This window comes from Pseudomonas sp. WMBT8 (assembly GCF_050916005.1).
In the GTDB taxonomy this organism is placed as follows: domain Bacteria; phylum Pseudomonadota; class Gammaproteobacteria; order Pseudomonadales; family Pseudomonadaceae; genus Aquipseudomonas.
The window spans coordinates 1,945,512-1,957,692 of sequence record NZ_CP188096.1; the positions used below are offsets into that span (position 1 = coordinate 1,945,512).

The 12,181-nt window shown below is 62.0% G+C and carries 11 protein-coding genes; 4 read left to right on the plus strand and 7 right to left on the minus strand.

Translation table 11 applies throughout. The features are described from left to right. Nucleotides 1-3: 3 nt before the first annotated feature. Nucleotides 4-1,050: an NAD(P)/FAD-dependent oxidoreductase gene (locus ACO77H_RS08800; RefSeq protein WP_432755295.1), complete on the minus strand. Its 1,047-nt coding sequence runs from the start codon at nt 1,048-1,050 to the stop codon at nt 4-6. A gap of 216 nt (nt 1,051-1,266) precedes the next feature. On the opposite strand from ACO77H_RS08800, the gene ACO77H_RS08805 reads away from it, so the two are divergent. Together ACO77H_RS08805 and tspO are read left to right on the plus strand one after the other, a co-directional pair. Then, on the plus strand, nt 1,267-1,500 hold the full coding sequence (locus ACO77H_RS08805; protein ID WP_169953415.1) for a hypothetical protein: 234 nt from the start codon (nt 1,267-1,269) through the stop codon (nt 1,498-1,500). Nucleotides 1,501-1,615: 115 nt separating this feature from the next. After that, nucleotides 1,616-2,056 (plus strand): tryptophan-rich sensory protein TspO, encoded by a 441-nt coding sequence (tspO, locus tag ACO77H_RS08810; protein ID WP_169953417.1) that lies wholly within the window; start codon nt 1,616-1,618, stop codon nt 2,054-2,056. 37 nt (nt 2,057-2,093) lie between these two features. On the opposite strand, the gene ACO77H_RS08815 is transcribed toward tspO, so the two are convergent. Then, nucleotides 2,094-2,957, minus strand: coding sequence for a sensor domain-containing diguanylate cyclase (locus tag ACO77H_RS08815; RefSeq protein WP_170043437.1), 864 nt, complete (start codon nt 2,955-2,957; stop codon nt 2,094-2,096). A gap of 82 nt (nt 2,958-3,039) precedes the next feature. Then, complete coding sequence (locus ACO77H_RS08820) at nt 3,040-4,431, minus strand: aldehyde dehydrogenase family protein (RefSeq protein WP_169953421.1); 1,392 nt, start codon at nt 4,429-4,431, stop codon at nt 3,040-3,042. Between the two features lie 104 nt (nt 4,432-4,535). On the opposite strand from ACO77H_RS08820, the gene ptrR reads away from it, so the two are divergent. Continuing rightward, nucleotides 4,536-5,417: a putrescine utilization regulator PtrR gene (gene ptrR, locus ACO77H_RS08825; protein ID WP_170057797.1), complete on the plus strand. Its 882-nt coding sequence runs from the start codon at nt 4,536-4,538 to the stop codon at nt 5,415-5,417. Here the strand turns inward: ptrR and ACO77H_RS08830 are convergent. Then, nucleotides 5,414-5,623, minus strand: a complete 210-nt coding sequence (locus tag ACO77H_RS08830) for a hypothetical protein (RefSeq protein WP_169953425.1) — start codon at nt 5,621-5,623, stop codon at nt 5,414-5,416. The two genes, ptrR and ACO77H_RS08830, sit on opposite strands and share 4 nt — an antisense overlap. 115 nt (nt 5,624-5,738) lie before the next feature. Next, entirely contained in the window at nt 5,739-6,935 is a 1,197-nt protein-coding gene (locus ACO77H_RS08835; RefSeq protein WP_169953427.1) for an amino acid aminotransferase, read from the minus strand. Nucleotides 6,936-7,278: 343 nt separating this feature from the next. Here ACO77H_RS08835 and uvrB point away from each other — a divergent pair, with 343 nt between their 5' ends. Continuing rightward, complete coding sequence (uvrB, locus tag ACO77H_RS08840; RefSeq protein ID WP_169953429.1) at nt 7,279-9,294, plus strand: excinuclease ABC subunit UvrB; 2,016 nt, start codon at nt 7,279-7,281, stop codon at nt 9,292-9,294. 120 nt (nt 9,295-9,414) lie between these two features. On the opposite strand, the gene ACO77H_RS08845 is transcribed toward uvrB, so the two are convergent. Beyond that, nucleotides 9,415-10,965: an MDR family MFS transporter gene (locus tag ACO77H_RS08845; RefSeq protein WP_432755296.1), complete on the minus strand. Its 1,551-nt coding sequence runs from the start codon at nt 10,963-10,965 to the stop codon at nt 9,415-9,417. Then, the gene (locus ACO77H_RS08850) at nt 10,955-12,001 is read right to left on the minus strand and encodes an HlyD family secretion protein (protein WP_169953433.1); all 1,047 of its coding nucleotides are present in this window, start codon (nt 11,999-12,001) and stop codon (nt 10,955-10,957) included. The genes ACO77H_RS08845 and ACO77H_RS08850 overlap by 11 nt, the downstream gene beginning before the upstream one ends. Nucleotides 12,002-12,181: the final 180 nt, after the last annotated feature.

Here is a 12,181-nt window from a genome sequence, read left to right on the forward strand (position 1 = left end):
CGCCTACCCGCGGAAAAATCGACCCGGACGACATCCCCCAAGCGCCTCTGCTGGCTTGTCTTCAAGCATCTCTTCACTGGCAAGCCGACCCACGACCGCAGCCAGTGCGACCCCAGGGTGCATGGTGCAAACGTACACACCTGCCACCTGGGGCAGATAGCCAATGATCGGGATGCCATCGGCAGCAATTGGCCTGAGCCCGACACAGGCCAGCTCCGGCTCAAGGCACACCAGCCCATTGAGCTCATGGTCGATCGCCTTGGCTGTGCGTAGTGCTATCGCGTCTGCCCGGTTTTCCTCGGCGTCGCCCAGGTAATCCTCGGCTGCCAGCAATACGCCATCCGCGTTTTGCCGCACTTCCATGTGCGGGTTGGAAATGAGGGTGTGCACAAGCTTGGGTTGTGGCTTGTAGCGGATGAAGATGGACGGCGATGCGGTTATCGGCAGGGATACGTGCAACATGTCTGTCAGCCTGGCGGTGCCTGTCCCGGCTGCCAGTACAACGATATCGGTGTGGATGATGCCCTGTGAGGTTTCGACGCCGGTCACCTGTTGGCCCTCGGTGACAAACCTCAGCACCGGCGCCTGAGTGAGCAGCTTCGCGCCATGCGCCTGGGCGCCGGCGACCAGCGCATGGGTTGCCGCCACTGCGTCGAGGGCACCTTCTTCGGCTACGTACGTTGCATAGTCAGGGGGCTGCTTGAGGTTGGGCTCAAGCTCAAGAATCTGCGCGCGTGATACCCGGTTTGTCGAGGCCGGTGGCGAGCCATCGTAAGACAAGGCGCCCGTCCATTGGATCTGCAAGCCGGGCAGCTGGGTTTGGAGGCGGTGGTATTCCTGGATTGCGGCGCCGCGTAATTGGGCAATGGGGTCGGGCCCCGGATGGGTGGCGTGGAGCCAGGCGAATGACGTGGCGGTGACGCCTGACGCAATCTCATGCGCCTCGACCAGGCTGACCTGCGCGCCCTTTTGCGCCAGGTGATAGGCCAAGGATGCGCCGACGATACCGGCGCCAATCACCACGACTCGTTTGCCCTGCGGGTTTTCCATTTAGACCTGCGCTCCATTGCCTAGGCGATGCCACGAAAGGTGAAAGATCCTACAGCATCGGCGCCTGATCGTTTATACAACCCTTTTCCTCCGTCCCGGTCTACCATGCCTGCCCGGCAGTGGTTCCACGCGCTATCGGCCCCAAGCCATCAAGGTATCGCATATGACCTCGTTTACCCGCAGCACCCCATCCCCAACCTTCTGCGAGGTGGTGCAATGAGCATCGACCAGATCAGCCTGCCCAAGGGCGTTGGCCCGCACGCTACCAAATTGCTGGACGCGATCACTGGCGCCAGCACCGCCGAAGACCTGAACCGCGCTGGCGGCAAGGCCGAAGGCTTTGTGTTGGGGCTGGAGGCCAGCAAGGCCATCAAGAGCCAGGTCGCCGAGTCGCTGTATGTGGCTTATGACGACGCCGCGAGTAATCGCGCCGGCGAGTTGAAGGGCTAGCCAGTACCGTTGCGGTTCAGATTGTCGTACCGGGAAATACTGAACTTTTCAGGGCCCCCGGGGCGTCCAATCCTGGGACACTTTCCAGATTGCTGACTTGAGCCAAGGACCGCCAATGACCTTCTTTATCTTCCTGCTCGCCTGCGCCACCGCTGCCAGCACCGGCATCATGTTCAAGCCCGGTGCCTGGTATGAGTCCCTGGTCAAACCCCGCTTCACCCCGCCCAACTGGCTGTTCCCGGTGGCCTGGACGCTGATTTACCTGCTGCTCGCCTGGGCCGGTTACCGCCTGAGCCTGATCCCCGGCAGTCAAACGGTGCTGGCCTTGTGGGCGGCGCAGATTGCGTTGAATACCCTGTGGACGCCGGTGTTTTTCGGCGCACATCGGATTTTCGCCGCGATGGTGGTTATCACCCTGCTTTGGCTCACCGTGGCGGCCATGGTGGTGCTGGCGGTGCGCCTGGACCTGATAACCGGGTTGATCCTGTTCCCTTACCTGGCGTGGCTGTGTGTTGCCGCGGCGTTGAATTTTTCGATCCTGCGCAGTAACCGTTGATGGCCAGCGTGGGTAATCGCCAGGGCAGGGGCGACTTTCACCCCGCCGCGCGGTGCAGTTTTTTCACCCGGTACATATCGCCATCGGCATGGCTGAGCAGGGTGTCGGCATCTTCCCCGTCATCCGGGTAACGCGCTACGCCGATACTGCATGATGGCATTTTCACCGGGCCAAACTCAGGGCCAAGGGGGGCGGCCATGATGGCGAGGATCTGCTGCACCTTCTCGGCCACGGCGTTTTCGCAATGAAGGTCGGTCAACAGCACGGTGAACTCATCGCCACCCATCCGCGCCACCGTGTCGGTCTCGCGCACACAGGCTTCCAGGCGCCTGGCGATGGTGCACAGCACGCGGTCGCCGGCGACATGCCCATGCACATCGTTGATGCCTTTGAAGTCATTGATATCCAGGAACAGCAGCGCCAGCGTGCTCTTCTGCCGGCGCGCGTTGCGCAGGGCCGAATCGAGGCGATCATTGAACAGCGAGCGGTTGGTCAGGGCGGTCAGCGGGTCGTGATGGGCGAGGAAGCGCAGTTCTTCCTCGGCCTGGGTGAGGGCGGTGATGTCCCGTGCCACGCCGATCCGCGCGCCGACATCCTCGGACCAGAACGCCGCCCACAGGATATGGACGAGGCTGCCATCCTTGCGGATATAGCGGTTACGGAAATCCACGTGGGGCTGGCCGTTCATCACCCGAATAATCGAGGCCCGGGTGGCTGCCAGGTCTTCGGGGTGCATGTAGTCGGTGATCAGGCTGCCGGTCAGCTCGTCGGCACGGTAGCCGAGCAGTGCCTCGCAGGCGTCGCTGACAAATGCAATCTGGTTGTCCCTGTCGACCACGAAAACCGTATCCAGCATCAGATGGATCAGTTTGGGATAGAGCGCTTGCAGGTCAACGGGCATGGGTCAGTGCAGTCCGGTTCAAATAACGGCCTGATCATATCCTGAACCCGCAAGCTGGCAACGAGGAATCTTGATGATCGGCCTACCGCCGATCTACCCAAACCGTCTGCGCATTGCAGAATTCGCGCACGCCGAAATGTGACAATTCGCGGCCAAATCCACTCTTTTTCACCCCGCCAAACGCCACCCGAGGATCGGACACGCTGTAGGCGTTGATAAAGATGCCGCCGGTTTCCAACTGGTTGGCGATCGCGCGCGCCTTGGCCGGGTCGCGGGTAAAGACGCTGGCGGTGAGGCCGAACTCGCTGTCGTTGGCCAGGGCCACGGCGTGGTCGGCGTCGCGGGCGGTGATGATCGAGGCGACGGGGCCGAACAGTTCCTGCTTGAACGATGTCATCTGGTCGGTGACATCGGCCAGGACGGTGGGGGCGTAATAGTTGCCTGGCCCGTCGATGGGGTGGCCGCCCAGCAGCAGGCTGGCGCCTTCGGCCAGGGTCGCCTGGACTTGTGCGTGCAGTTCGTCGCGCAGGTCGAAGCGGGCCATGGGGCCGATATAGGTGTCGTTCGATGTCGGGTCGCCCATCACCAGTTGCCGGCTGGCTTCAAGAAATTTGGCGGTGAAGGCCTCGACCACGCCTTGCTCGATGATCAGGCGCTTGGCGGCGGCGCAGACCTGGCCGGAGTTCTGGAAGCGGCCGGTCACCGCGGCTTGCACGGCGGCATCGAGGTCGGCGTCGTTGAGCACGATGAAGGGGTCGGAGCCGCCCAGTTCCAGCACACATTTTTTCAACGCAGCGCCGGCCTGGGAGCCGATGGCGATACCCGCGCGTACGCTGCCGGTCAGGGTCACGGCGGCGATGCGCGGGTCGGCGATGGCCTGGGACACACCGTGCGCGGTGACGTTGATCACTTCAAACAAGCCTTCGGCGAAGCCGGCTGTGTGGAAGGCCCGTTGCATCAGGTAGGCGCTGCCCATCACGTTGGGCGCGTGCTTGAGCACGTAGGTGTTGCCGCTGAGCATGGTCGGCACGGCACCGCGCAGTACCTGCCAGACCGGGAAGTTCCACGGCATTACGGCGAGGATCGGGCCCAGCGGGCGATATTCAATCCGGGCGCTGCCGTTGTCGACCAGGGTCGGCTCCGGCGCGAGCATGGCCGGCCCGTGGGCGGCGTACCACTCGGCCAGCAAGGCGCATTTCTCGATTTCACCACGGGCCTGGGCGATGGGCTTGCCCATTTCCAGGGTGATCATTTGCGCCATTTCTTCAGCTTGTTCGCGCAGGGCGCCGGCCAGGGCCAGGAGCAATTCGGCGCGCTGTGCCACGGGTGTATGGCGACCTTTGCGAAAGGCGGTGCTGGCGCGGGTGAGGGCGGCGTCCAGTTGTGCGGCGGATTCGTACGGGTAGCTGCCGACGGTTTCGCCATTGGCGGGGTTGATCGACAAGGCATGGGTCTGGTGAGAAATAGCGGTCATGGCACCGTCCTGCGCAGTGTTGGAGAAGATGCCCAGCGTACGGGGCTGTATCTTTTCCGGGAACTGAATAATATTAAGCAATACGTTCACGATTGGAGAATGACTTGGATCTGGTGCAACTGGAGATTTTCAAGGCCGTGGCCGAGCAAGGCAGCATCAGCGCTGCCGCACAATTGATTCATCGGGTGCCGTCGAACCTGACCACGCGTATCAAGCAACTGGAGCAGGACCTGGGTGTGGAGTTGTTTATCCGTGAGAAAAGTCGCCTGCGCCTGTCGCCTGCCGGCTGGAATTTCCTCGGCTATGCGCGGCGCATCCTCGACCTGGTGCAAGAGGCTCGCGCCACCGTGGCGGGTGAGGAACCCCAGGGGCCATTTGCCCTGGGGTCGCTGGAAAGTACCGCCGCCGTGCGCATCCCGGCGTTGCTTGCGGCCTACAACCAGAAACACGCCAAGGTCGAGCTGGACCTGACCACCGGGCCCTCGGGGACGATGATCGAAGGCGTGCTATCGGGCCGACTGGCGGCGGCATTTGTCGACGGCCCGGTGTTGCACCCCACCTTGGAAGGCGTGGCGGTGTTTGAAGAGGAAATGGTGGTGATTGCGCCGTTGCATCACGGGCCGATCACCCGTGGGCAGGATGTGAACGGGGCGAGCATCTATACCTTTCGCTCCAACTGCTCGTACCGGCATCACTTTGAGCGTTGGTTTTCCCAGGATGGCGCGGTGCCGGGGAAGATTTTCGAGATGGAGTCGTACCACGGCATGCTCGCCTGCGTCAGCGCCGGCGCCGGTTTGGCGCTGATGCCACGCAGTATGCTGGAGAGCATGCCGGGGTTTACCACGGTCAGCGTGTGGCCGTTGGCGGACGAGTTCCGCCTGCTCAACACCTGGCTGATCTGGCGCCGGGGCACGGTGTCGCAGAGTCTGGACAGCTTTGTGCAACTGCTGGAGGAACGCATTCCCCTGCAGGAGCCGGCAAGCTAGCCACCAAATTGCAGGGTGCCCATCGCCAGTTTCGCCATCAGCGCCGTGGCGCCCAGCTGTACCAGCCACAGGGCCAGGCCGCCGAGGAAGACGCCCAGGGCGACTTGCAGGACCAGGCTTTTTGGCCGCTTGGCTGGGGGCGTGCGCGGGGTGAAGTGGTCCAGTTCGTCGCGGTCGGCACGCAGGTCCAGGTCGTCGTTTCTCATAGGCGGCTCATATCAATGGTGAAGGAACACGGCCTCTGTAGGAGCCGGCTCCTACAGAGTCTCGCACAAAAAAGGGGAAGCCATTGGCTTCCCCCTTCGTACCTCGCACTCAGGCTTACAGCACCTGCACAATCGCCTTGGTCACGGCAGCGATGTTCGCCTGGTTCAACGCCGCCACGCAGATGCGGCCGGTGTCGAGGGCGTAGATGCCGAACTCGTTACGCAGGCGGGTGACTTGCTCTACGGTCAGGCCGGAGTAGGAGAACATCCCGCGCTGGCGACCGACGAAGCTGAAGTCGTGGCCCGGCGCTGCCTTGGCCAGCTCGCTGACCATCTGCTCGCGCATGCCGCGGATGCGCAGGCGCATTTCGGCCAGTTCCGCTTCCCACTGGGCGCGCAGCTCTGGGTTGTTGAGCACCGCCGCCACAATCGCCGCGCCGTGGGTCGGCGGGTTGGAGTAGTTGGTGCGGATCACGCGCTTGACCTGGGACAGGATGCGCGCGCTTTCTTCTTTCGACTCGCTGACGATCGACAGTGCGCCCACGCGCTCGCCGTACAGCGAGAACGATTTGGAGAACGAGCTGGACACAAAGAAGGTCAGGCCCGACTCGGCGAACAGGCGCACAGCGGCGGCATCTTCGTCGATACCGTCGCCAAAGCCCTGGTAGGCCATGTCGAGGAACGGCACCAGGTTCTTGGCCTTGACCACTTCCAGCACGTCTTTCCAGTCGGCCGGGCTCAGGTCGACGCCGGTCGGGTTGTGGCAGCAGGCGTGCAGCACGACGATGGACTGGGCGGGCAGGGCGTTGAGGTCTTCCAGCAGGCCGGCGCGGTTCACGTCGTGGGTGGCGGCATCGTAGTAACGATAGGTCTGCACCGGGAAGCCGGCTTTTTCAAACAGCGCCTGGTGGTTTTCCCAGCTCGGGTCGCTGATGGCAACCACGGCATTGGGCAGCAGCTGCTTGAGGAAATCGGCACCGATTTTCAGCGCGCCGGTGCCGCCAACGGCCTGGGCGGTGATCACCCGGCCAGCGCTCAGCAGTGGCGACTCGGCGCCAAACAGCAGCTTCTGTACGGCCAGGTCGTAGGCGGCAATGCCATCGATCGGCAGGTAGCCACGAGCGGCGTGTTGCGCCACGCGAATGGCTTCCGCTTCGGCAACGGCACGCAGGAGTGGAATCTTCCCCTCCTCGTTGCAGTAAACGCCTACGCCAAGGTTGACCTTGGTAGTACGGGTATCGGCGTTGAATGCTTCGTTGAGGCCCAGGATAGGATCGCGTGGTGCCATTTCGACAGCGGAGAACAGGCTCATTTTTGCGGCAGCTCTATGGGGGAATGGAGGGACGTGTCGCGCTCCAGCCGAATGCACTAGAGCGGTGCACAAACGGGGAGCTAGTATAGAGGCCAACACCGCTCGCGGCGACAGCCGAAACGGCTTTTCGGCCAAGTTTTTCGGTTTATTTATCGACCGTTAGTCTTATTGCAACATTGATGGCCACAGGCATGTAGGGCGAGTGCCTTGAAACCCGTCACATTCGCCTCCACTTCTACAGCTATCATGGTTTTTTCCTACGGTCTGCTCTGAAACTTCGCGGGCTGTGGTCTTTTTCGTCCCCGACGGGTTTACAGTCTGGGGTGACTTCAAGAGGTACGTTATGTCGGATTTCCAACTAGTCACCCGCTTTGAACCTGCTGGCGACCAGCCCGAGGCCATCCGCCTGATGGTCGAAGGCATCGAGGCCGGCCTGGCTCACCAGACGTTGCTCGGGGTGACCGGTTCGGGCAAGACCTTCAGCATCGCCAACGTGATCGCGCAGATCAACCGCCCGACCCTGGTGCTGGCGCCAAACAAGACCCTGGCCGCGCAGTTGTATGGGGAGTTCAAGGCGTTCTTCCCGAACAACGCGGTGGAGTACTTCGTTTCCTACTACGACTACTACCAGCCCGAAGCCTATGTGCCGTCCTCCGATACCTTTATCGAGAAGGATGCGTCGATCAACGACCATATCGAGCAGATGCGGCTGTCGGCGACCAAGGCGCTGCTGGAACGCAAGGACGCGATCATCGTCACCACCGTTTCTTGCATCTACGGCCTGGGCAGCCCGGAAACTTATCTGAAGATGGTGCTGCACGTCGATCGCGGCGACAAACTCGACCAGCGCGCCTTGCTGCGACGCCTGGCGGATTTGCAGTACACCCGCAACGACATGGACTTTGCCCGCGCGACCTTCCGCGTGCGTGGGGATGTGATCGACATTTACCCGGCAGAGTCGGACCTGGAAGCGATCCGGATCGAGCTGTTCGACGATGAGGTCGAGAGCCTGTCGGCCTTCGACCCGTTGACCGGCGAAGTGATCCGCAAACTGCCGCGCTTTACCTTCTATCCAAAAAGCCACTATGTGACGCCACGTGAAACCCTTTTGGATGCCATGGAGGGGATCAAGGCCGAGCTGGCCGAGCGCCTCGAATACCTGCGCGCCAATAACAAGCTGGTGGAAGCCCAGCGCCTGGAGCAGCGCACGCGTTTTGACCTGGAGATGATTCTCGAGCTGGGCTACTGCAACGGCATCGAAAACTACTCGCGCTACCTGTCGGGCCGTGAGTCCGGTGCGCCGCCGCCGACCCTCTACGACTACTTGCCGGCGGATGCGTTGCTGGTGATCGACGAATCCCACGTCAGCGTGCCGCAAGTCGGCGCCATGTATAAAGGCGACCGCTCGCGCAAGGAAACCCTGGTGGAATACGGCTTCCGCCTGCCTTCGGCGCTGGATAACCGGCCGATGCGCTTTGACGAATGGGAAAGCATCAGCCCGCAGACCATCTTTGTGTCGGCCACGCCGGGCAACTACGAGGCCGAGCATGCGGGCCGGGTGATCGAGCAACTGGTGCGCCCCACCGGCCTGGTCGACCCGCAAATCGAGATCCGCCCGGCCCTGACCCAGGTCGATGACCTGCTGTCGGAAATCACCAAGCGCGTGGCCCTGGAAGAGCGGGTGCTGGTCACCACGCTGACCAAGCGCATGTCCGAAGACCTTACCGATTACCTGGCCGACCACGGCGTGCGCGTGCGTTACCTGCACTCGGACATCGACACCGTGGAGCGCGTGGAAATCATCCGCGACCTGCGCCTGGGCACCTTCGATGTGCTGGTGGGGATTAACCTGCTGCGTGAGGGCCTGGACATGCCCGAGGTGTCGCTGGTGGCAATCCTGGATGCGGACAAGGAAGGTTTCCTGCGCTCCGAGCGCTCGTTGATCCAGACCATCGGCCGTGCCGCGCGTAACCTCAACGGCCGCGCGATCTTGTACGCCGACCGCATCACCGGCTCCATGGAGCGGGCCATCGGCGAGACCGAGCGCCGCCGCGACAAGCAGATTGCGTTCAACCTGGCCAATGGCATCACCCCCAAGGGCGTGTTCAAGGACGTCGCCGACATTATGGAAGGCGCCACCGTACCGGGTTCGCGCAGCAAGAAGCGCAAAGGCATGGCCAAGGCTGCCGAGGAAAGCGCCAAGTACGAAAACGAATTGCGCTCGCCGAGTGAAATCACCAAGCGTATCCGCCAGTTGGAAGAGAAGATGTACCAGTTGGCGCGGGACCTGGAGTTTGAAGCGGCAGCGCAGATGCGCGATGAGATTGGCAAGTTGCGCGAGCGGTTGCTGGCGGTCTGAATTTGCGTTGACTGCTCGGGCCTCATCGCAGGCAAGCCAGCTGCCACATTTGATCGAGTTCCACCTTTGGAATGCAGTCGAATGTGGGAGCGAGCTTGCTCGCGATAGGGGCAACTCGGTCTAGTGGGCTTCCCCAGCCTTGAGCCCCGCCGGCAACGCCTTGGTCAAAAAGATCGCCAGCATGCTCACCGCCAACGCCAACCCCACAAAGTGAAATGCATCGTTGTAGGCCATGATCTGCGCCTGTTGATGCGCAATCTCACTGAGCTTGCCCAGCGCTGCCGTCTCATTGCCAAACTTCTGGGTCAGCATCGCCATGCGCTCGGCCACCTGCGGGTTGGTCGGCACAATGGCTTCGCGTAGGTAGTCAAAGTAGGTCTTGGTCCGCGCATCCAGTAACGTCGCCAGCAGCGCAATACCGATGGCACCGCCCAGGTTTCGCAGGATATTGAACAGGCTCGACGCCGAGCCTGCGTCCTGGGGCAGGATGTACGCGGTGGCGATCAACGAAATGGTGACCATGATCAGCGGCTGGCCGAGGGCACGGATGATCTGGATCTGGTTGAACTGGCTGCCGGCAAAGTCAGGGTTGAGCACGCCCGAGGAAAAACTCGCAAAGCCAAACAGGCCAAATCCCACCGCGCAAAGCCACTTCGGCGACACGTATTTCATCAGTTTCGGCACCAGCGGGATCAGGAACAACTGCGGCACCCCCATCCACATGATCACTTCGCCGATTTGCAGGGCGTTGTAGTTCTGGATCTGCGCCAGGTACAGCGGCAGCAGGTAGATCGAGCCATACAGCCCCACGCCCATGCCCAGGCTGGAAATGCTTGAAAGCCCAAAGTTGCGGTTGGCGAGGATGCCCAGGTTGATCAGCGGGTTGGGCTTGGACAACTGCACGATGACGAAGGTGATCAGGCTCAACAGGGCAATGCTGCCCAGGCTGACGATCAGGCTCGATTCCAGCCAGTCCTTGCGATGCCCCTCTTCAAGAAATACCTGCAAACAGCCCAGGCCCACGGCCAAGGTGAGGATGCCCATGTAGTCGGTGCTTTTGAGCAATTCCCAGTGCGCGGCCTTTTTCTCCAGGCCATACAGCAGGCCGGCGATCATCAGCAGCCCTGGCGGTACGTTGATATAGAAGATGTATTCCCAGCCCCAGTTTTCCGTGAGCCAGCCGCCAATGGTCGGGCCGATGGAGGGGGCAAAGGTGGCCGTCATGGCGAACATCGCCATGCCCTTGGCGCGATGGTGTTCGGGCAGCTTGATCAGGGTCAGGGTGAAGGCCAGGGGGATCAGCGCACCGCCGGTAAAGCCTTGCAGGGCGCGGAACACGATCATGCTTTCCAGGCTCCAGGCCATGGAACACATCAGCGAAGCGATGAGGAACCCCACCGAGACCCACACCGCCAGGCGCCGTGCCGAGAGCAACTGCACCAGCCAGGCGGTGAGGGGGATCATGATGATTTCGGCTACAAGGTAGGAGGTGGAAATCCACGAGCCTTCTTCCAGGGTGGCCGACAGCGCGCCCTGGATGTCCTTGAGCGAGGAGTTGGTGATCTGGATGTCGAGCACCGCCATGAAGGCGCCGAGCATGACGCTCATTACCGCGATCCAGTCGCGCCGGGTCGGTTCGCCGACCGGGCGCAGCAGTTGATCACCGGCCATGGTCAGGGTCTTGGATCTTCACTTTGACGGTCACCGACATGCCAGGGCGGATCTTGCCGTGCAGTGGGTTGTCGGCGGCAAAGGTGAGTTTTACCGGGATCCGTTGTACGACTTTGGTGAAGTTGCCGGTGGCATTGTCTGGCGGCAGCAGGCTGAACTGCGCGCCGGAGGCGGCGAACAGGCTGTCGACCCGCGCCTCGATGGGGGTATCGCCGTAGGCATCGAAGGTCAGCTCGGCCGTCTGCCCGGGGGCCATATGGCCGATCTGGGTTTCCTTGAAGTTGGCCTGGATCCAGATGTCCTGGTCGGGAACGATGGACAGCAGGTACGCGCCGGCCTGCACATACTGGCCGTTGCGCGCGGCGCGCTGGCCAACCAGGCCGCTGATGGGCGCGTGGATTTCGCTGCGGGTCAGGTTCAGTTCGGCCTGGGCGATGTCGGCGCGGGCATTGGCGATCTGCGCGTCGAGGCGCTTGATCTCGGCGTTCAGGGCGCTGACTTGCTGGCGCTGGCCTTGGGAGTCAGCCTGGGCCTTGGCGACCTGGGAGCGGGCGATGTGGTTGTCAGCAGACAGGGTGGTGACGCGTTCTTCCGAGACATAGCCGGGCTTGCGCAGGGTTTGCGCGCGGGACAAGTCGATCTGCGCGCGACCCAGGGTCGCCTGGCTGGACGCCACCTGGGCATCGGCGGCCGCGATCAGGCTGGCTTGTTGGGTTAGCTTGCTCGTGGCCTGCAAGCGCTCGGCTTCGCGGGTGGCGAGGGCGGCGTTGGCGCGGTCGATGGCCAGCAGGAAGTCGTCCTGCTCCAGGATGACCAGCAACTGGCCTTTTTCTACGTGCTGGTTATCGCCCACTTTCACCTCGGCGATGCGCGCGCCCAACTGGCTGGAGACCCGGGTGATCTCGCCCTGCACGTAGGCGTTATCGGTACTTTCATAAAAACGTCCCTTGAAGAACCAATGGGCAAAGAAGCCCGCGGCGACCAGGGCGACGATAAACAGGAAGATAAACAGGCGGCGTTTGAGTTGGGCAGGCATGGCGGCGCAGTGTCAGTTACAAAAGGTAATGGAATATAGCCAGCTAACGATTTGGCAAATAGCCATGTCGAGGTTCCAGCCCCAACCTTGGCTTATATGCCCTTTGTTGATCGGCCTACGCTGGAGCCAGGGGGCTTGGGGCTGTTACCATTCGCCCCTTGTTTTATTTTCAGCTTTATT

Coding starts and splice junctions, on each gene's coding strand:
- ACO77H_RS08820 (WP_169953421.1), bottom strand. CDS start 4,431: ATGACCGCTATTTCTCACCAGACCCATGCCTTGTCGATCAACCCCGCC.
- ACO77H_RS08845 (WP_432755296.1), bottom strand. CDS start 10,965: ATGGCCGGTGATCAACTGCTGCGCCCGGTCGGCGAACCGACCCGGCGC.
- ACO77H_RS08800 (WP_432755295.1), bottom strand. CDS start 1,050: ATGGAAAACCCGCAGGGCAAACGAGTCGTGGTGATTGGCGCCGGTATC.
- ACO77H_RS08850 (WP_169953433.1), bottom strand. CDS start 12,001: ATGCCTGCCCAACTCAAACGCCGCCTGTTTATCTTCCTGTTTATCGTC.
- ACO77H_RS08830 (WP_169953425.1), bottom strand. CDS start 5,623: ATGAGAAACGACGACCTGGACCTGCGTGCCGACCGCGACGAACTGGAC.
- ACO77H_RS08805 (WP_169953415.1), top strand. CDS start 1,267: ATGAGCATCGACCAGATCAGCCTGCCCAAGGGCGTTGGCCCGCACGCT.
- ACO77H_RS08815 (WP_170043437.1), bottom strand. CDS start 2,957: ATGCCCGTTGACCTGCAAGCGCTCTATCCCAAACTGATCCATCTGATG.
- uvrB (WP_169953429.1), top strand. CDS start 7,279: ATGTCGGATTTCCAACTAGTCACCCGCTTTGAACCTGCTGGCGACCAG.
- tspO (WP_169953417.1), top strand. CDS start 1,616: ATGACCTTCTTTATCTTCCTGCTCGCCTGCGCCACCGCTGCCAGCACC.
- ACO77H_RS08835 (WP_169953427.1), bottom strand. CDS start 6,935: ATGAGCCTGTTCTCCGCTGTCGAAATGGCACCACGCGATCCTATCCTG.